The sequence below is a fragment of the Serratia sp. T13T92 genome (assembly GCF_047530105.1).
GTDB classification, from domain to species: Bacteria; Pseudomonadota; Gammaproteobacteria; order Enterobacterales; family Enterobacteriaceae; genus Chania; species Chania fonticola.
This window is the reverse complement of the sequence record NZ_JBLJAK010000004.1, coordinates 94,188-113,814: the sequence shown is the minus strand read 5'-3', so window position 1 is coordinate 113,814 and position 19,627 is coordinate 94,188. Positions and strand designations below refer to the sequence as shown.

At 48.8% G+C, this 19,627-nt stretch carries 12 protein-coding genes and 1 tRNA gene; 5 read left to right on the top strand and 8 right to left on the bottom strand.

Annotated features, from left to right (window positions below; genetic code table 11):
• Window positions 1-10: 10 nt before the first annotated feature.
• Both ACMV5I_RS06695 and ACMV5I_RS06690 read left to right on the top strand, forming a co-directional pair.
• The gene (locus tag ACMV5I_RS06695) at window positions 11-2,329 is read left to right on the top strand and encodes an Orn/Lys/Arg decarboxylase N-terminal domain-containing protein (protein WP_414823965.1); all 2,319 of its coding nucleotides are present in this window, start codon (window positions 11-13) and stop codon (window positions 2,327-2,329) included.
• A gap of 80 nt (window positions 2,330-2,409) precedes the next feature.
• Window positions 2,410-3,762 (top strand): amino acid permease, encoded by a 1,353-nt coding sequence (locus ACMV5I_RS06690; protein WP_202673226.1) that lies wholly within the window; start codon window positions 2,410-2,412, stop codon window positions 3,760-3,762.
• 369 nt (window positions 3,763-4,131) lie between these two features.
• Here ACMV5I_RS06690 and ACMV5I_RS06685 read toward each other — a convergent pair whose 3' ends face one another.
• From ACMV5I_RS06685 to ACMV5I_RS06675, 3 genes are all read right to left on the bottom strand, one after another.
• Entirely contained in the window at window positions 4,132-5,076 is a 945-nt protein-coding gene (locus ACMV5I_RS06685) for an Rpn family recombination-promoting nuclease/putative transposase (protein ID WP_414824017.1), read from the bottom strand.
• Between the two features lie 10 nt (window positions 5,077-5,086).
• Window positions 5,087-5,251 (bottom strand): hypothetical protein, encoded by a 165-nt coding sequence (locus ACMV5I_RS06680; protein WP_202810578.1) that lies wholly within the window; start codon window positions 5,249-5,251, stop codon window positions 5,087-5,089.
• A gap of 507 nt (window positions 5,252-5,758) precedes the next feature.
• Window positions 5,759-6,343 (bottom strand): DJ-1/PfpI family protein, encoded by a 585-nt coding sequence (locus ACMV5I_RS06675; protein ID WP_021181316.1) that lies wholly within the window; start codon window positions 6,341-6,343, stop codon window positions 5,759-5,761.
• A 174-nt stretch (window positions 6,344-6,517) separates the two neighbouring features.
• Here ACMV5I_RS06675 and ACMV5I_RS06670 point away from each other — a divergent pair.
• Together ACMV5I_RS06670 and ACMV5I_RS06665 are read left to right on the top strand one after the other, a co-directional pair.
• Window positions 6,518-6,612, top strand: a tRNA-Sec gene (locus ACMV5I_RS06670).
• A 164-nt stretch (window positions 6,613-6,776) separates the two neighbouring features.
• Window positions 6,777-7,991 carry a tyrosine-type recombinase/integrase gene (locus ACMV5I_RS06665; RefSeq protein WP_414823964.1) on the top strand — a complete coding sequence of 405 codons (1,215 nt, stop codon included), beginning with the start codon at window positions 6,777-6,779 and terminating at the stop codon, window positions 7,989-7,991.
• 298 nt (window positions 7,992-8,289) lie between these two features.
• Here the strand turns inward: ACMV5I_RS06665 and ACMV5I_RS06660 are convergent, their stop codons facing one another.
• From ACMV5I_RS06660 to ACMV5I_RS06640, 5 genes are read right to left on the bottom strand one after another with little or no spacing between them, the layout of a single operon-like run.
• Window positions 8,290-11,358, bottom strand: a complete 3,069-nt coding sequence (locus ACMV5I_RS06660; RefSeq protein WP_414823963.1) for a type I restriction endonuclease subunit R — start codon at window positions 11,356-11,358, stop codon at window positions 8,290-8,292.
• A 1-nt stretch (window position 11,359) separates the two neighbouring features.
• Entirely contained in the window at window positions 11,360-12,517 is a 1,158-nt protein-coding gene (locus tag ACMV5I_RS06655) for a restriction endonuclease subunit S (protein ID WP_414823962.1), read from the bottom strand.
• Window positions 12,510-13,994 carry a type I restriction-modification system subunit M gene (locus ACMV5I_RS06650; RefSeq protein ID WP_414824016.1) on the bottom strand — a complete coding sequence of 495 codons (1,485 nt, stop codon included), beginning with the start codon at window positions 13,992-13,994 and terminating at the stop codon, window positions 12,510-12,512. Before ACMV5I_RS06650 ends, ACMV5I_RS06655 begins: the two co-directional genes overlap by 8 nt.
• Before the next feature lie 5 nt (window positions 13,995-13,999).
• Window positions 14,000-15,499 (bottom strand): type I restriction-modification system subunit M, encoded by a 1,500-nt coding sequence (locus ACMV5I_RS06645; protein ID WP_414823961.1) that lies wholly within the window; start codon window positions 15,497-15,499, stop codon window positions 14,000-14,002.
• Window positions 15,496-15,726 carry a helix-turn-helix domain-containing protein gene (locus tag ACMV5I_RS06640; protein WP_414823960.1) on the bottom strand — a complete coding sequence of 77 codons (231 nt, stop codon included), beginning with the start codon at window positions 15,724-15,726 and terminating at the stop codon, window positions 15,496-15,498. The genes ACMV5I_RS06645 and ACMV5I_RS06640 overlap by 4 nt, the downstream gene beginning before the upstream one ends.
• 271 nt (window positions 15,727-15,997) lie before the next feature.
• Here ACMV5I_RS06640 and ACMV5I_RS06635 point away from each other — a divergent pair, with 271 nt between their 5' ends.
• Window positions 15,998-19,516, top strand: coding sequence for an AAA domain-containing protein (locus tag ACMV5I_RS06635; RefSeq protein ID WP_414823958.1), 3,519 nt, complete (start codon window positions 15,998-16,000; stop codon window positions 19,514-19,516).
• Window positions 19,517-19,627 lie beyond the last annotated feature (111 nt).

Here is a 19,627-nt window from a genome sequence, read left to right as displayed (position 1 = left end):
AGGTCATACAATGAGTTATGCAAGCAATCTTGATTTTCCCATATTAATTGTTTCTGTACGCGATAATAAAATACAGGTCGATGATAGCTATCATGCGATAAAGGAGGTGCTGGCATTAAATAACTACCATTTTATCCACGCGGAAACCAATGAAACGGCCCTGGCGATGGCCAGAAAAGAAGCGGGTATCGGTTGTATCATTATTAATGAGTGTGATGGGGCTAACCTGGGTGAGGGTTCTCCCATTATCAAGGAGATTATTCGTGTGATCCGCGCTAAAAACAGCCGGGTGCCCATCTTCTTTTCGTCAAGTGTGCCTTTGTTAGGGCGTTTATCGACGGAGGTGATTCAAGAGATCCATGAGTACATCAATATCAGCGAAGATACGCCCAAGTTTATTGCTGGCCGCATTCATCTGGCTATACGCCAGTATATTGAGAACCTGCTGCCGCCTTACTTCGCCGCGCTAAAAAGTTACGCGTTAGACAGCCCTTACTATTGGGATTGCCCGGGGCATCAAGGGGGCGTTGCCTACCTAAAGCACCCGGTAGGCCGTGAGTTTATCAATTACTTTGGCGAAAACCTGATGCGGGCAGACATCGGCATCTCTACGCCGGAAATGGGGGACTGGCTTGAACATAAGGGAGCGCCGGGTGAATCGGAAACTCGAGCTGCCAAACTGTTTGGCGCGGACAAAACCTTCTATGTGACAGGCGGATCTTCCCAATCTAACCAGATAGTGGGTCACTCAATTGATTTAAAAGATAAAATCATCCTGGTTGACCGCAATTGCCACAAGTCCGTTAACCATGAGCTGACCATCACCCAGGCTAAACCCGTCTATTTCCAGCCTGCGCGTAATGGGCTCGGCATTATTGGCTTGATCTCTCCCGATCAGTTTGAGGCCAGCGCGATCCAGCAAAAAATCGATGACAGCGTGCTGGCTTATCAGGCAGAAGACCGTTGCCCCGCTTATGCCATCATCACTAACTGCACTTACGACGGTCTGATTTATGACGTCACCGCCGTCACCCAAAAGCTGGCCAAGTCGGTACCCCGGATCAAATTTGATGAAGCCTGGTATGCCTATGCGAAATTCCACCCCCTGTATCAGGGGCGGTTCGCCATGGATGTCCCCGAGGATAAAGACAACGGCCCAACGCTGTATGCCGTGCAATCGACACACAAGATGCTGGCGGCCTTTTCCTCGGCCTCGATGATACATATCCGCAATTCCAAACGTGCCCCGGTGGATTACGACATTTTCAATCAGGCTTTTATGATGCACGGCACCACGTCACCGTTCTATCCGATCATTGCCTCGATGGATGTGGCGACCGCTATGATGGAGGGGCAAGCCGGTAAGACATTGGTCGATGAAGCTATTCACGACGCTATCAGCTTCCGCAAGACGCTGGTGACCGTCGCAGACAAGCTCAAAGCGGAAAAAAGTGACAAGGGATGGTTCTTCGATGTCTGGCAGCCGAGCACGTTGCTGCAAGAGGGCAAAAAGGTTCCCTTCACCCAGGTGGCCGACGAGGTGCTAGCCAACGATCCCACCTGCTGGCAGTTGCGAGCCGGAGAGGCATGGCACGGCTTCGGCGACTTGCCGGAGGGTTATGCGATGTTGGATCCCATCAAGGTCACCATTACCTGCCCTGGGCTGAACGCGCAAGGAAAGATGAATGTTTTCGGCATCCCCGCGCCGGTAGTGGCAAAATTCCTGGATACCCAGCGTATTATCCCGGCCCGCAACGGTGACTACACCATTCTGGTGTTATTTGCATTGGGTTCTACCCAGGGCAAATGGAATACCCTGATCGACATGCTGATGATATTTAAACATCACTATGACGAGAATACCCCGCTGACCTCGGTGCTTCCGCAGGTTGCGGCCAGCTCTCCCGCCTATCGCAACATGGGCATCGGCGATTTATGCCGGTCGATCCATCAGGCGAATATCGAACTGAAAATTGCCGAGCTATTGGAGCTTGCCTGTTCTGCAGAGGCCATTCCCGTTCTTACCCCCTCCCAGGCCTACCAATGCCTGATCTCCGACCAAACCGAGCAGGTCAAGGCTGCCGACATAAGCAACCGCACGCTGGGCGTGATGATAACCCCTTACCCACCTGGAATTCCGCTCATCATGCCGGGTGAAAAGGTGACATCAGAATCACGGGCCATCGTCGATTACCTGGTGGCCTTGCAGACCTTCGGCCAGCGCTTCCCCGGCTTTGAACATGAACTGCAGGGTGTGGAAGTGGATGAGAACGGCACTTATTGGGTGCGGTGCATAAAAGAAACGCCTGCCAGCGCTTCCATACGTTAATCGGCCTGCGCTTTATCCCCATGGGTGCGATCCGCACCCTCTTCAAGATGTGTATCAACGCAATAATGATGGGAAATATCATGGCTTCTGTTAATACTGCCTCCGTGAAAAAAATGGGGTTGGTCGCCCTGACGTTGGTGACCGCCTCTAACATGATGGGATCCGGGGTCTTTATGCTGCCAACCAATCTGGCAGGCATCGGGTCTATCTCTTTATTTGGCTGGGTGATTACCATTGTCGGCGTGATTGCCCTGGCGCTGGTGTTTGCCAAGAACAGCATGGTGACACCGCGTGATGGCGGCATTATTGCCTATGCCAGCGACGCGTTTGGGCCATTTATTGGCTTTCAGACCACCATCTGTTACTGGATCAGCGCCTGGGTGGGTAACGTGGCGCTGCTGGTGGCGGGTGTGGGTTACCTGAGTTATTTCTTCCCCATTCTCAAAGATCCGCTTGTCAGCTCGATCACCGCCATTGTTATCCTCTGGGGGTTTATCGCTCTGGCTTCTTTGGGGGCAAGGGTGGCCGGGCGCTCCCAATCATTCACCGCCTGCTGCATGCTGGTGGTGGTATTGGGCATCGGTTTTATTGGCTGGTTCTGGTTCAAACCCGCGTTGTTCACCGAAGTTTATAATGGCACCAAGGGTAGCGACGCTTCGGCGATCCTCTCCGCCGCATCTTTGGCTTTGTGGGGCTTCCTGGGTGTGGAATCCGCAGTGGTGTCCAGCGGACAGGTGGAAAACCCCGAATCCACCGTGCCCAAGGCGACGGTATTGGGGTTGCTGATTGCCGCCGTGTGCTATGTCACCAGTTGTTCGGTGATTATGGGGTTAGTACCGCATAGTGAATTGGTGAATTCCGCCGCCCCCTTTGCCGATGCCGCCCGTTATATGTTTGGCGAATTCGCTGGGGAAGTGGTTTCCGCACTGAGCATAGTCGCCTGTTTCGGCTCGATCTCTGGCTGGCTGATCTTGCAGTCTGAAGCCCCAAAAGCTGGCGCGAAGCAGGGGCTATTCCCGAAATTCTTTGCCGTGGTGAACAAAAACGATGTACCGATGAAGGGGCTGATTTTTACCGGCGTGCTGATGACTGCGGTATTACTGTTCACGGCTTCGCCTAATCTGGCAAAACAGTTTCAGGTGATCGTGCTGATGTCGGTGTTCGCCTCTTTACTGCCCTATATCTATGCGCTGGTCGCGCTACCGATCATCATGGTGGCCAAATCTATGAATAAGGGCGGAGGTTTCATTTTCTACTGCACGTTGGCGGTGATTGGCATTCTCTACAGTCTGTTTGCCCTGTTCGGATCGGGAGGCAATGCCATGTTCTGGGGGGTATTGATGATGATGCTCACCATCCCGCTATACGCACTGGTTGCCGCAAAACGCAGCAAAAGTGGGATAAAAACACTGTACCTGGATAGCGAGGAGTAGCCGTAAAAACAGAACGCGCGGTAACAATAAAGGCGTTACTGCAACCGTGAATGGCTCTTTTATCTCAAAGCCTTCTCCTTGGTGGGGAGGCTTTTTATGACGGTGAAAAATAAAATACAGCGAATCACCCCCTTTTCGGAGAGATATAAGACCCTGCCATTATTAGTTGTTCATTTTAATTAAACGCGTTACGTTCAATTTTGTGTAATATCCTGGCGGTGAGACTACACGGCAATTCTTCATACCGCCGTTATTTGCCAAACATTGCTATATCATCAGGTAATAGTCCCATCATAAAATAGTACTTTTGCGACTATTCAGACTACTGGCAAGGTCCGACAGTAAGGCTAGAACATTGTTCTAATAAGATTAGTGGCGGATCTGTGCCAGCTCGTCTTCAGTCAGACCGGTCATTTTCATGACAGTGTTGCGATCGAGACCGTTCTGCAGCATGGTACGGGCAATTTTCAGCGTAGCATCGCGCTCGCCTTCTGAATGCCCTTCCTGCCGACCAAGCTGAATGCCCTTCTCGATACCCTTCTCAATGCCCTTCTGTTCAAGCTGTTGTGCGATGGTCATCAGTGTGTCCCCATGTTGCGGCACTCGCTGTGCCAGTTGGCGTACAAAGGCTTCGGCGTCTGACGTTTCGCCCGCCTGTACAATATAGTGTACCAGCGATACTACCTGTGATGAAGAGAGATATCCGGCCAGTAGGATGGGAGCGAGCCTATCCACCAGTTCTGCCAGATCCCGATGATGAATGTGTTTCTGCAGTAGTGTCAGAGCCGCCATGCTGCGATGGCCTGCGATTTCGTCATCAGGGATGACGGTGACATCGACAAGCGGAAAAGCAGCGTTGTAAAGTTTACCGGCCAGCTCTGGGTTAGCAAACTCATCCAGCCACCGGGTGGAATAGGGATATGGGCTGCGCTTACCGGTATAGAATAGCATCGGTATTACCAGAGGCAGTTTTTTGTGGCCCGCCTCCAGATGGCGCTGCATGGCCGCTACTGCGTACCTGATGAGCCTGAAAGCCATGTGCTGATCCGGGGTGGACTGGTGTTCGATGAGCACGTGGACATAACCGTCATCCCCAGCAGTGGTTTTCAGGCTGTAGAGCACGTCGCTGAAGTACTGGCGGAGGTTATCTTCCACAAAGGAGCCTGATTCCAGTTTCAGGGTGTTAAGGTCGCAGATGGCACGCAGCTCTGCCGGGAGGTGTAGTTCCATGAAATCACGGGCAACCTCGGGCTGGGTCAGGAACTGTCTGAATGTGGCATCGTGGGGCGTTGGCGTGTTGTTTTTCTTTTTCATCATAATCATTTCACTCCGATACTGATTTTAAGCTGACGTTATTATTTTTCGCATGTCTCTCCATTGATTTATCTGAGGCAAGCTCCGGCGAACCTGTATTCAGGATATTTATTAATTCACCGATGTTTTTATTAAGATATGAAATTAATTCAGATTTTGTTTGTGGCATACCCATAAAGAATTCCCTCTCTTTTTTAGCATAGATCCCGTGAAGGCATTGCATGGTGTAATTATGGACTACCTACCACTACAGGGGAACAAGTATTAGTGATGTCACGGTTCTTTCAACCAACTTTGCTCCTACGGTCGAATATGTTTGCCCCGAAAAATTCAGAAAAACAGCCACATCGTCATCAATATGAATAACTTTCGCCAAAGGTGCAGCTTATTCCCGCACTTCTATTGTGTGGTTAACAAAAATGATGGGCCGGTTAGGGGGGATTTTTACCGGCGTGCAGATGATCGTGGTATTACTGACCACGGCTTCGGCTAATTTGGTAAAACAGTTACAGGTCATTGTTATGCGTTGGTTGCCGCTAAACGCAGCAAAAGCGGGATCAAAACGTTGTACCTGGATAGCGAGGAGTAGCCGTAAAAACAGAAAGCGCGGTAACAATTTTCGCTTTCGGCATCGGAGCCGGAAAACGCAAACTGTGCCGCGCCTAGTTAGCAGCAGTAGCGATTAATGCACTGCCTGTGGGGCTTGCCAGTTTTCGTGATAGATATGTACGGCTTGCTCTTGCGTGGTAGTGCGATCGCCGGTCAGGCGGTAGGCCACGGTGAAGGCAAAATCAAACGCGGCCCCCAACCCTTGGCCACTGATCAGATTGCCATCTTCCACAACCCTTTCAGCCACGTAGGTACCATCTTCGATCTCCTGATGCAGATCGCCAGAACAGACATAACGGCGGCCTTGCAGCAGTTTGTTGGCAGCCAGCACGCGAGCGGCGGCAGAACACAGCGGGCAGATCAGCTTGGCAGCACGATCGTGGCGGCGGATAAACTCCACGACCAGCTCGTTTTCCGCCATTGCGGCGGTAGCCTGCGGCCCACCGGGGATCACCACGGCATCGTACAGTTGGTCCATGCGGCGTTCCAACAGAGCATCGGCAAACATACGTATCTGGTGATAGCTGCGCAGCTCCAGCCTATCCTGGCAGGACAGCAGCTCTACCTCTATCTCCATACGACGTAACACGTCGATCACGATAACCGCCTCGGCCTCTTCAAATCCTTCGCTCAGCAGGACGGCAACTTTCTTGGTCATAGCATCTCCAGCAATGTACGGGTTAATAACCCGGGCTCGGCTAGGGTAGCAGATAAAAGGCGGGAGTTTTGTGCGGGAGAGCAAGTGTACGAAGGGGATCGCGGAAACATGAATTCCCTCTTAGCAGCTAGGGGGATTCGCGCTATAATCTGCGACTTGCTTCCTAGTTCTAGAGGAAGATCCTCGTCCCCGGTGGGGCGGCTGGACTTCAAATCCAGTTGGGGCCGCCAGCGGTCCTGGGCAGGTTCGACTCCTGTGATCTTCCGCCATTCGATGTATTCTGAACTCCACCAAAGTCAATAAATCCCTTATAATACCCGCAACTTAAGCCACTTTCGCTCTCCTGGTGTCAACTCGTGTCTACCCAAATCAAGTATGGTCTGGGGGCACCATAGGGGGCACTGGCGATGCCCCCATTTTTGAGGTGCCCCCTATGAAGCTAACAGCCCGACAAGTTGAAACTGCTAAACCAAAAGACAAGCCGTACAAGCTCTTCGATGGAGGAGGGCTTTACCTTGAAGTAAAAACCAGTGGTTCTCGTTACTGGAGATTGAAGTACCGTTACGGCGAAAAAGAGAAGCGCCTTGCCTTTGGCGTTTACCCGGATGTATCTCTGGCAGAAGCCCGTGACAAACGCGATGTAGCTAAAAAGATTCTGGCAGCAGGTGACGATCCTGGGGAAACCAAAAAAGCGGAGAAGCTCGCGCAGAAACTAAATTCAGAGAACACGTTTGAAGCCGTTGCCCGCGAGTGGCATCAAGCTAAAGCTGACCGCTGGTCACTGCGCTACCGTGATGAAATCATCGATACCTTCGAGAAAGACATCTTCCCTTATATTGGCAAACGACCTATTGCCGATCTCAAGCCGATGGAGTTGTTGGAAGCGCTGCGCAAAATGGAGAAACGTGGAGCGCTGGAGAAAATGCGTAAGGTTCGCCAACGCTGTGGAGAAGTGTTTCGTTTTGCCATTATCACTGGCAGAGCTACTTACAATCCAGCTCCCGATCTGGCTAGCGCTCTGGCAACGCCTAAGAAGGAGCACTTTCCCTTCCTGACGGCTCAGGAACTGCCATATTTCCTTAAAGACCTATCTGGTTACACTGGCAGTGTCATCACTAAAACGGCAACCAAGATCATCATGCTGACGGGCGTAAGAACCCAGGAGCTGAGATTTGCACGTTGGCAGGATATCGACTTTGACAAGGGGCTGTGGAACATACCGGTTGAAGTGATGAAAATGAAGCGACCGCATGTCGTTCCATTATCAACGCAGGTTATTGAGCTGTTCAGTTCTCTCAAGCCAATGACTGGCGGCTATCCCTTGGTGTTTATTGGCCGAAACGATCAGCGTAAGCCAATCAGCAAGGAAAGCATCAATCAGGTCATCGAGCTGTTGGGTTACAAGGGGCGACTGACTGGCCACGGCTTCCGCCACACCATGAGCACCATCCTGCATGAACAAGGCTATAACTCGGCCTGGATCGAGACGCAGCTTGCTCATGTGGATAAGAACAGCATCCGTGGCACCTACAACCATGCGAAGTATCTGGATGGACGGCGTGAGATGCTGCAGTGGTATGCGGACTATATGGATAACCTGGAGCGTGATGGGAATGTGGTGCATGGGGAGTTTGGGCGTCGTGCTTAGGGTGAGGTGGTTTTTCTAAAGAAGACCAACAGCGCTGGCAGTGATGCTGGTGCTGTTGGTTTTCGTGGATACTTATTTTGTTCGGTGAAATGATGGTGAAGCCCCAGAAATAAAGAAGCAACGGAACTGCATGACCTGGGAATGCTTCAATCTCTTGTGCAAGAGATGGGACCGAAGCCTAGAGTTTCCCACCCTTATCCTTTACTACGCTTCTATGCAAGAGCCAGATATGTTAACCGCGCACCTCCGGGTTTGTGCGAGGGTAGGGTAACCTCTGTCCTACCGCGACCAAAAAAACTCAATAATGCTCCTCTATGTATCCGTAAGCCTTCTGGAATAGCTCTCTATCTTTACCCAATCCAAATTGAGCCAGAGTCAGCATTAATGCCTTCTGGATTTCACGCGGGCCACTATTGGAGTTTTGCCAGCCATCAAAACGGGTAGCTTTGACGATTTTGTCGATTTGCTCCACTACATCACCGATTAACTTAGGTGTTGTTTCCGGGCGGGTTTCCAGGAACAGCTTGGTTAAAGCTTGTTTGTTATCCGCTTCGGTCACTGGGTGTTCACCGGTTTCGCGCTCGGCTTGTACCGTATTTTTCGCAGCATCCAACAAGCCTTTCAACCAGTCAATAGCTTTAATAACGCCGGCTTCGTAGTCTTGGCGCAGTTTTTCCAGGCGCTCACCTAACTCTACAAACTTAGGATCGTGACTGCCACGCAAGCGGCCCATGAGATCAATTTCCAAGCGTTTGGCGCGTTGTTCCTGCTCTTTGTCGGTCAGGGTAAAAATGGAGTGCTCATCCATGATCAACTCGTCGATATCATCGCGAATTCGGTTGATGTCAGTGTGCTCATGGATCATTTTGATTGTTTCGGGGCCAAGGGCAGCCCAAACAAGCGCTCCAGTCTGACCCACCGGGCGCACCGATTCGTAAATTTGAGCTAGCCACTTATAGTCTTGACGGTGCGGGCTCAAGAAAGGATCGGGGTAAATCGCCGACCATAGCTTGGCTAACACACCAAAACTGGCGGCAAATTCATCGCGCTTTTGGTTTGTCGGCAGGCATTCTTGCGCAGCCATAATGCCTTCGAAGCCTTCTAAGGTGCAATCTACATTGGGGAAGAAGGACAAGCATTTATTCAATTGTACCGGTAATAACGCTTTAAAGGCCTCGATACCCTCTACAACACCTTCAATTTCATCAGGATTATAGGCCAACGCGGTACGCAAATTTTCAAATACGCCTAGGTAGTCGATAATCAGCCCCATATTCTTGCGTATATCATCGGTTTCGTACAATCGGTTGGTCCGGCACATCGCCTGCAAAAGGGTGTGGTCACGTAAAGGTTTATCCAAATACATGCAATAGCAGATAGGTGCATCGAAGCCAGTGAGTAGTTTGGCAGTAACGATAATCAGCTGTAACGGATGTTTTGGATCTTTGAAGCATTCGATCAGGTCCTTTTGCACCTGATCTTCTGCATCAATGTGCTGCCAGCGCTCGAAATCCACTTGTTTGATGGGCAGTTCCAGCTCGTCATGCCACTTGAGCCAGTCTTTATTGACCTTGTCTTTTTTACCCCCTTCCTCGGTTTTTACTGGGGCTTGATCAACGTTCATGACCACTTCGACCGCATCAAACCCGAGCTTTTCACCCAGCAAATAGTACATCTGCACGCAGGCTTCTCGGTCGTATACCACCACCATGCCTTTCATCTTTTTCGGCTTTACATGGCTGGTAAAGTGTTCGGCAATATCGCTACTTACAGCTACCATGCGCTTGGGGGATTTCAGCATAATAGCCAGCTTACCGGCACGTTTAGACAAGGCCGCTTTCTCTTCATCATCCAAATCGTTTTCTTTAACCAGTTGCTCGAACTCTTCGTTAATAGCATCGCGGTCTACCCGCAGTTCAGCGAGGCGTGGTTCAAACTTAACCGGGTTGGTGGCACCATCACGGATCGACTGCTTATAGCTATAGCGGTTCATGTAGCGGCCGGGATCTTCCTCCGCGCCGAACAACTTGAAGGTATTACGGTCGATACCTGAAATTGGTGTGCCGGTTAAGCCATAGAAGTGGGCGTTGGGTAACGCCCTGCGCATCTTCTCGCCTAAGCCACCTTCCTGAGTGCGGTGAGCTTCGTCCACCAACACAATGATATTGTCGCGGCTATTCAAACCATTAGGGTTGTTATCGTCAATCTCGATATCTTTAAACTTAAAGATGGTGGTGATTAAAATACCACGGCTATCCTGTTCGATATGCTCGCCAAGCTTTTTGCAGCTTTGCACTTTGATCAGGTTCTTGACGTCAGCGCCACCAAAGGTTTCATTGATCTGGCTGTCCAGATCTCGCCGGTCCACGACGACCAATACGGTTGGATTTTTCAGCTCATTGTCAGCACGCAGCATTTTGGCGGCATAGAGCATCAGCAACGATTTACCCGATCCTTGAAAGTGCCAAATCAGGCCCTTTTTCGGGTAGCCCTTGCGCACTCGCTCAACAATCTGTTTGGCTGCTTCAAATTGCGGGTAGCGTGGCAGGATTTTAATCCGTTTAGGCGGGGACTCTTTGCCGGTTTTCACGGTAGAAAACAGTGCGAAGGATTCCAGCAACTGCAATAACGTCTGCGGGTTTAATAAGCCCTGGCAGCTATCGAGCACCGATGCCATTCCCGGCAGGACTTCCTCACGTAGCTCGGTATTGTGCCAAGGACCCCAGTCTTTTACGCGGGCATTAATGGCACCATAGGCAAAGGTTTTTCCTTCACTGGCAAAGCACAACAGGTTAGGTACAAAGAAGGGTTCAACGTTTTTCCAGTAGTATTTCTTACCGCCCATAAAATCGGCGGCACCGTCTTGCCAGGTTACGCTGGGGCGCGTGGCTGTTTTCACTTCTCCCACTACCAACGGAATGCCGTTCACATATAGAACAATATCAAAAAACACCTCGGTGGCAGCGATGTAATGCACCTGTTGCGCCACCACAAAGTGGTTGTTATCTACATTGTCAAAATCAATAAGATTGATGGTGATATGGTCGCCGTTCTCGCCAAAGGGTAAGGTTTTTTCGGCCATCAACCATTCCTGAAAGTTTTCATTGGCTTTTACCAAACCGGTATGGCGGGCTTCCAGTACTACGCCGCGTAGCTTATAAATCACCTCATCGGCGTAATCTGGCTGTTTGGCAATATCGGGATTTAACGAACAAAGTGCGTCTTTCAGCCACTCATCAACGAAGATACCCTGCGCTTGTTTAGGCAGGCTCTCACCGTGGCAGTAAGTCCACTTGATGCCGCTTAACCCTTTTAAACGGTCGATAATGCCATTTTCTGTGACGGTTTGTTCGTTAAATTTTTCCATATTACTCACTCAATAAATGTGTCTTAATTTCTTCAAGATGATCAATTTTTCCGAATTGTATTTGACTAAAAAAAACCAATTCATTTAATGTCATAGCAATTGTTTTTTGTACATCCAACGGTGGTAAGATTATTGGCATATTAAGCCATAGCTCTGTTTTGAATAGCATCTTTTCAATATGCACCCCGACACTACTGATATAAAAATAATTTCTTAAGGAAGGAGTTCTCACTAGCCAAGAAAAAAAACTCATATCTAAGCAATCTACCGTATTAAATACATCATACTCATTCGAGACGATGCTTCCCGACAAGTACTGTGGAACCACACCGCAACCACCATGAACGATTTGTCGTTTTGATATAAGAAAATCGCCACCTTTTATTTCAAACTGACTTTTTACTTTAATGTTTTCCCCAAGAATAGATTCTCTCGCTTCAACCCCACCGAAAGCCCTTCTAGCAACTACAGTTCCATATTCAAGATGATCAAATAGTTCGACTGGTCGATTCACCTTAACTAGAATATCTTTAAGTTTTACAACCATATAATCTTCTGGGCAACGCCCATCAAGCCTGTCAGTAGGAGTGCGCTTACCGAGCATTCCACATGTTTCTTGAAGTGTCGACGATATAAGTTGCGATGTAGCTTCGATTTGCTGTTCTATTAAAACTCTGTTTCTTTGGATATTTAGCAAATCATCCGCTAGAATTTTTTGACCATCTAAATCAGGGAGTGAAAACTCAACTTGCCCTAGATCTTTAAATTTTGTTCTAGGGGATAAAGAACCCGAAGAAGTTTTAATTGCATGTGACCAAAGTTTATTGGAATGAATCAGAAATGGAAAAAGCTCTGGATTAACTACAGCTTGATTAGCTTCAAGAACAATAATATCCCCAGAACATATACCATCAAAATGTGCAATTGCTGCCTTCCGTAAATAAGGTCGTCTCTTGCCTAATAGGATATGACCTTTTTTAAAAACTCGTATAAAGCTAGGCTTATCCTGAGCAATATCCCCCCAACGAGATATTGTTAGTGAGTTCGAATCAATGTGTTCCAAGCCTACATATCGATCATAACCATCCTTGAGAGGATTTGAACTAGTAAGCTTTGGTTCAGTACATATTTCATTCAACTTCATGATTTTTCTACTCATCTCGCCCCCATTTGATACCAAGATTATTAAATAGATACTTGATGGTTTTTAAGTGGCTATTAGATTTAGCTTGATCAGACTTCCAAGTAACTATAGAGGCTTTAATGTCACGGTTATCCATAAAAACGTTTTCATGAAGGTATAATGGCAATGATAAATTAAAGTTGTTCTTTGCTATTTCTTCAACACTAATCAAAGCGAAATTGCTTGACTTATTTGCGCTAGATTTAAAATTATTACAGATATTCTCTATATTTTTTTCCGACAAGAAATAATTGGACTTGATGCTAGTGATTTCATTTTTAGCATCTATGAAAAGTACATTTCCTTCTCTTTCCTGTGACTTGTTCTTATTAAGAACAATAATGCATGACTCCATTGAGGAGTTGTAAAACAGGTTTGGCCCCAGGCCAATCACCGCTTCGATAATGTCCGACTCAATCACCTGTTTACGAATGCTTTGCTCGGAATCGCGGAACAAAACGCCGTGTGGCCAAAGCATAGCCGCACGGCCACTATCAGGTTTAAGGCTTTTGATAATGTGGGTGTAAAACGCATAGTCGGCACAGCCTTGCGGGGGTACACCGTAGAGGTTGCGGCCATAAGGGTCGGCGGCAAATTTATCGCGGTTCCATTTTTTAATGGAGTAAGGCGGATTAGCGAAAATAACGTCAAACTGCTTAAGCCGGTCGTTTTCAATAAACTTGGGTTCAGCCAACGTATCGCCGCGCATCACGTCAAACTCTTCAATATCGTGCAGGAACATATTCATACGTGCGATGGCTGAGGTGAGCAAATTAACCTCTTGCCCATAAAGGTGCACAGAACGCCACTCTTTGCCCTGGGAACGTAAATCCATCACCGCATTCAGCAACATACCACCGGTGCCGCAGGTGGGATCATAGGCAGTTTCACCAGGCTTTAAGCCCATAATGCGCGTCATTAAATGCACAACAGTACGATTGGTGTAAAACTCTGCGGCGGTATGGCCGGAATCGTCCGCGAACTTTTTAATCAGGTATTCGTAGGCTTCACCAAGATCATCCTGGGCAACCGATTTAATGCCGAGCGGGATTTTACTGAAGTGTTCCATCAGGTCAGCCAGCAGATGATCGGGTAGACGCTCTTTGTTGGTCCACTGTGCATCACCAAACACGCCGTGTAAACGCGGGTTATTGGCTTCAATTAAGCGCAGCGCGTTCTGGATGGCCTCACCAATGTTTTTACTGGTGTTGCGTACCTTTTTCCAGCTCGCGTCTTGGGGGATATCAAAGCGGTGGAACATCGGCATGGCAGCGTATTCAGCATCACCTTCATGGAGTGCCAACGCTTCGTTGTATTCTTCCAAATACACATCCGACAGGCGTTTATAAAACAGCAGCGGGAAGACGTACTGCTTGTAGTCTGAGGCATCAATCTGGCCGCGCAAAAACTCGGCTGCGCCCCAGAGGAGATCTTCCAGTTTTTTATTGTTCATCTTACTCATATCTCAAACCCTTCTTTGATCAGCAGGGTTTCTAGTTCTTCTTCCGCTTTTTCCAAGGCAGCCAGCTTTTGTTGAAAATCTTTGAGCGCCTCTTCCACGGTAATGGTCTCTTCTTCCAGTGGCTTTTGCACATAACGAGAGATATTGAGGTTGAAGTCGTTTTCTTCAATCTCGTTTAAGGGAACCCAACGTGCAACACCTTCGATTTCTTGTGCCGCCGGCCCCTGTTGTTCCTGGCTTTGATAGATGCGATAGATCTCATCAGCCTGATTGTTGGACAAGGTATTTTGAGCGCGCCCTTTGGTATAGATTTCTTCAGCATTGATGATGAGTACGTGATTTTTGTGTGCCTTTGGACGCGATTTACGCAGCACCAAAATACACGCAGGAATACTCGTTCCATAGAAAAGGTTAGCAGCGACGCCAATGATGGCCTCGATGCGATTTTCTTGCAGTAACTTGGTACGAATTGCGCCTTCGGCACCACCACGAAACAGTACGCCATGCGGCAATACCACAGCCATACGGCCATTGTCATTGAGTGAGGCAAACATATGCTGCACCCAGGCAAAGTCACCATTAGTTTTAGGTGCTAGACCATATTGCTTACGACTATAGGGATCGTTTGACCACAGATCATAGCCCCACTCTTTTAAGCTGAATGGCGGGTTGGCGATAACACAATCGAAAGTTTCTAGACGATCATTTTTTATAAACTTAGGGTCGCGTAGGGTATCACCCCGAACAATATCGAAATCTTCCTGACCGTGCAGAAACAAGTTCATCCGCGCAATAGCTTCGGTGGTAAGATTTTTTTCCTGACCTTTGATTTTTAATAGGCGCGGGTCGCCACCGTTTTCTTTCACATGGTGAATGGTCTCGAGCAGCATACCGCCGGTACCACAGGCAGGATCGTAAACACTCTCACCTGCTTTTGGATCAAGAATGTTGACCATTAAACGAACGATAGTACGTGGGGTATAAAACTCACCAGCTTTTTTATTGGCTTTATCAGCAAAACGTTTGATCAAGTACTCGTATGCACGGCCCATATCATCATCACGGACACTGCCAACACCGAGGTTTACCTTGTTGAAGTGATTGAGCAATGTTGCTAGCAATTCGTCAGAAAGACGTTCTTTGTTGGTCCAACTGGCATCACCAAAAATGCCATGCAGTTTAGGATTGGCCAGTTCTATACCACGAAAGGAATCTTTTAAAGCCTGCCCCAGGTCTTTAACCTCGGCAAAAACGTCACGCCAGTGGCAGTTCTCAGGAATTTGAATACGGTGAAACATCTCACCTTTGGCAAGCTCTTCATCCCCAACGCTTTCCATCGCCTCGACGAACTCTTCGTCATACACATCGCAAATGCGCTTGAAGAACAAGATGGGGAAAATGTACGTTTTGTAATCTGATGCATCGATAGGCCCAGTGATGATGTGGGCTGCATGCCAAAGATGGGCTTCAAGATCTTTTAGGTTAATCAGTGTCATTGTTTTTTCTCTTGTCGATTCTGTGACGCCGGAACCTTTTGCAGCAAATCATGAATTTCACAGTCAAAAAACAAGCAAAGTTTGTCCAATGCTTCGAGGTCAACTTTCTGGGCTGTCTCTTTGTAGAGCAAAGTGATGGTGTTGCGGCTAAGACCGGTATCCCTGGCCACATCGGCTATCCGCATCTTATGTTCTCCCATGAGCCGAGCAAGATGGCAACGGATCATAATGGTCCTTATCTTTGTATTTAATACTGAGAATCTTACATCAAAATTTTGTATCAAATGAACATTTTTAAGTTGAAATGATATTTATACAGATGGTCAATGGACTGACCCCGCCCTAGAGTTGGAATGCCGTGGGCCGGTAGACAATCCTACTAGCCTTTAAAACATAAATAAATTATTGCGATCCAGCTCGTATAGTGGACAATGCTTAACCACGTATTGAGTTTATATCAAGTAAATCAACAATTTTTATTAAGTTATGGGGTGGGCAATGGACAGGAACACTCAAGGGTTCGCATCATACTGGCGTAACTCTTTAGCAGATGCTGAATCTGGCAAAGGGTCGTTTGAGCGTAAAGATGCTGAAAAATTCACCCGGTGGTTGGACATTACTACAGGGCGGCTGGATGAGGAGATCGTTCGTACGTTCTTTAAGGGAGAAGGTGACGCAGTCAAAACCGTCCAGATATTGTTACGACCAAAAGCCTGGTTCCGGCTGCAAAAGCATGGTAAAGAGCAGACGGCAGGCGCGCCGGGTCTTGTCACACCGTTGGTGACTTCAGCCCTCCTGAGCCGCGAAGGCTTTTTGTTCCCCACCGCACCAACCACTATTCCTCGTGATCTACTTGAACCGCTCCCCAAAGGCACTTTCTCAATTGGCGAGATGGTGCAATATGACAGATACAAAACCACGCATAATTCGGTCACCTTTGGTGCGGATAGCGAACAACAACGCCACGAGGAAAATGATGAGCAGCGGGCGGAACGGCATGCAAGGTATCAGCAGCAGTGGCAAAAGTACCTGACTGAGGCAAACAATCTTCTGGAAAACGTGGCCGCAAAATGGATCGCCACCCGCGAGCAATACGAACCGGCCGGATATGGCTATGTTATCAAAGGGAATCAGATCAGCGGGGCCAGCATCCATATCCTTCCCATGTACGATCATCTGCTGATGTGTAAAAAAGAGGTTCCGTTATTGGCGCGCTTTGCTTCGACGGAAATGCTCCCCGTGGAACCTCTCCTTGCTAACAATGCAAAATTTAGCGAGCGTTTGGGACATTCCGGCGATAAGTTCCCGCTTGCAGTAGCTCAGCGCGATGCTCTGAGCCATTATCTCACCCAAAAGCAGGGTGATATCCTCGCCGTTAACGGCCCACCAGGAACCGGAAAAACCACTCTGCTTCTCTCGATCATTGCCACTGAATGGGCAAGAGCCGCTCTTAACAAAACCGAACCGCCGGTAGTGATTGCCACCTCAACCAACAACCAAGCCGTGACCAACATTATTGAAGCCTTCGGTAAAGATTTTGCCACTGGCACCGGAGCAATGGCAGGGCGTTGGTTGCCTGAATTAAAAAGTTATGGCGCTTACTTTCCGTCTTCAGGCCGTAAGGCTGACTCCGCAAAAAAATACCAGACGGATGATTTTTTTAACCGTGTTGAATCCTTAGAGTATGTTGAAGATGCACAGTTCTTCTATCTTGAAAGGGCAAAGGCGGCGTTTCCGTCGGCAGAGTGCAGCTCCCCTGAACGCGTTGTGGATCTTTTGCATGAGCGTCTAACCGAGCAGTCCGCGAAGCTTAAGCAAATCGAGCCAGCATGGGACAGTCTGAGCCGCATCCGCCAGGAGCGGAACGCCATCAGCGAAGATCTCAACCAGTATATTCAGGATAAAAAAGCGTCTTTGCTCGATAACACCAAAGAAATCGCGCTGTTAACCCAAGGCAAAAAACAGTGGCAACAATATCGCGCCGCTGAGTCGATGGTGTATGCGTTCTTCTCCTGGGTTTCGGCTGTTCGCACTAAGCGCTACTATCAGATTAACCTCTTCCTGGACGGGACATTTGGCACAAGAATGGCCTTGTTCCAGGGCAGTGCGCCGGAAGGCATCGATGCCTTTATCGATAGTCTTATTGCTCAGGCGCAAAAAGAGCAAGGTGAGTATCAGCAGCAAATCGATCTTGCGCAGGACGTTTCCCGACGTGAAAGCCAGGCTGCCCGACGTTGGCACGATCTGGCCCAGTCGCTGGGGCATTCGGACGAAGAGGAACTGAATCTGGCAGGAGCCGATGAGCTTGCCGATACGCAGATCCGTTTCCCGGCGTTCCTGCTGGCCACCCACTACTGGGAAGGTCGCTGGCTGATGGATATGGCCGCTATTGACGATCTTCGAAAAGAAAAAACGCTCAAAGGGGCGAAAGTTGTTAAAGCACGCTGGCTGCGCAGAATGAAGCTCACCCCCTGCGTGGTGATGACCTGCTATATGCTGCCTTACCATCTGATAATTAGTGAGTATGTTGGTGGGGCTAAGAAATTTGATGATAATTATTTTTATAATTTTGCCGATCTATTGATCGTCGATGAAGCCGGTCAGGTGCTCCCGGAGGTGGCTGCGGCCTCATTCGCTCTGGCGAAAAAAGCGTTAGTGATTGGCGATACGGAACAAATCGCGCCTATCTGGAACAGTTTGCCCGGCATTGATATTGGTAATATGGTGGAGGAGAACATTCTCCCCGGCGGCACGCAGGAAGAACTGACAGATGCCTATGCGCTGATGTGTGATTCAGGTAAAAGCGCAGCATCGGGCAGTGTCATGAAGGTTGCTCAGTTTAACTCACGCTATCAGTACGATCCGGACCTGGCCCGTGGGATGTACCTGTACGAGCACCGTCGCTGCTTCGATAACATCATCGGCTATTGTAACGCACTCTGCTACCACGGCAAGCTACAGCCGAAACGAGGCGGCGAAAAAGAGACGCTTCTTCCTGCGATGGGTTATCTGCATATCGATGGTTTGGGTCAGCAGGCAAATGGCGGGAGCCGTTACAATACCTTTGAGGCTGAGACAATAGCGGCCTGGTTGGTGGTGCACAAAGAGGAAATTGAGCGTCATTATGGCAAACCACTGCATAAGGTGGTGGGGGTTATTACGCCGTTTTCGATGCAGGTCAACGCCATCAAAGCAGCTTTGCGTAAGCTCGACATTATCTGTAGTGGTGGTGAGGATTCGCTGACCGTTGGTACTGTGCACTCTCTGCAGGGGGCGGAAAGAGCGATTGTGATCTTTTCCTCTGTCTATTCCAAACATGAGGATGGCGGGTTTATCGACAGCGATACCAGTATGCTGAACGTCGCCGTCTCGCGCGCTAAAGACAGCTTTCTGGTCTTCGGTGATATGGATCTGTTCGAGATCCAGCCGGCGTCATCGCCCAGGGGATTACTGGCAAAATACCTTTTCGCGTCTGAAAGCAACGCGTTGCAGTTTGAGTATAAGGAACGCAAGGATTTAAGCGTAGCACAAACGCAGATCTCGACCTTACACGGTGTGGAGCAGCATGATGCGTTTCTGAACCAGACCTTCGGCACTATCGGGAAGAATATTACTGTCGTCTCTCCATGGTTGACCTGGCAAAAGCTAGAACAAACAGGCTTTCTGGCATCGATGATCCAGGCGCGCTCGCGCGGCATTGATATCACCGTGGTGACGGACAAAAACTTCAATATCGAACATGCTGATTACCAAAAACGTAAAGAGAAACAGCAGCGTCTTTATGCCGCGTTGGAAAAGCTGAACGAAATGGGCATCACTACAAAGCTGGTCAATCGCGTTCACAGTAAAATTGTTATTGGGGACGAGGGGCTACTGTGTGTAGGTTCGTTTAACTGGTTCAGCGCCGCGCGAGAAGAGAAGTATCAACGTTACGATACGTCGATGGTGTACCGTGGCGAAAGCTTAACAGGTGAAATCAAGACGATTTATACCAGCCTGGAGCAGCGTCAGTTGTAAGACTGGTACTGGTGATCTAGGGATGTATCGGTGTTCTGTGTACCAAAGTTAGTGTGATGAATCTGGAGCCACCGCCCGAACTCCCACAAGAGTGAATCGGGTTGGTGACGG

What these genes read in the sequence shown, in the direction of transcription:
- ACMV5I_RS06695 (WP_414823965.1), top strand. Translation starts at nt 11, where the DNA reads ATGAGTTATGCAAGCAATCTTGATTTTCCCATATTAATTGTTTCTGTA.
- ACMV5I_RS06690 (WP_202673226.1), top strand. Translation starts at nt 2,410, where the DNA reads ATGGCTTCTGTTAATACTGCCTCCGTGAAAAAAATGGGGTTGGTCGCC.
- ACMV5I_RS06685 (WP_414824017.1), bottom strand. Translation starts at nt 5,076, where the DNA reads ATGAAAAAGAAAAACAACACGCCAACGCCCCACGATGCCACATTCAGA.
- ACMV5I_RS06680 (WP_202810578.1), bottom strand. Translation starts at nt 5,251, where the DNA reads ATGGGTATGCCACAAACAAAATCTGAATTAATTTCATATCTTAATAAA.
- ACMV5I_RS06675 (WP_021181316.1), bottom strand. Translation starts at nt 6,343, where the DNA reads ATGACCAAGAAAGTTGCCGTCCTGCTGAGCGAAGGATTTGAAGAGGCC.
- ACMV5I_RS06665 (WP_414823964.1), top strand. Translation starts at nt 6,777, where the DNA reads ATGAAGCTAACAGCCCGACAAGTTGAAACTGCTAAACCAAAAGACAAG.
- ACMV5I_RS06660 (WP_414823963.1), bottom strand. Translation starts at nt 11,358, where the DNA reads ATGGAAAAATTTAACGAACAAACCGTCACAGAAAATGGCATTATCGAC.
- ACMV5I_RS06655 (WP_414823962.1), bottom strand. Translation starts at nt 12,517, where the DNA reads ATGAGTAGAAAAATCATGAAGTTGAATGAAATATGTACTGAACCAAAG.
- ACMV5I_RS06650 (WP_414824016.1), bottom strand. Translation starts at nt 13,994, where the DNA reads ATGAACAATAAAAAACTGGAAGATCTCCTCTGGGGCGCAGCCGAGTTT.
- ACMV5I_RS06645 (WP_414823961.1), bottom strand. Translation starts at nt 15,499, where the DNA reads ATGACACTGATTAACCTAAAAGATCTTGAAGCCCATCTTTGGCATGCA.
- ACMV5I_RS06640 (WP_414823960.1), bottom strand. Translation starts at nt 15,726, where the DNA reads ATGATCCGTTGCCATCTTGCTCGGCTCATGGGAGAACATAAGATGCGG.
- ACMV5I_RS06635 (WP_414823958.1), top strand. Translation starts at nt 15,998, where the DNA reads ATGGACAGGAACACTCAAGGGTTCGCATCATACTGGCGTAACTCTTTA.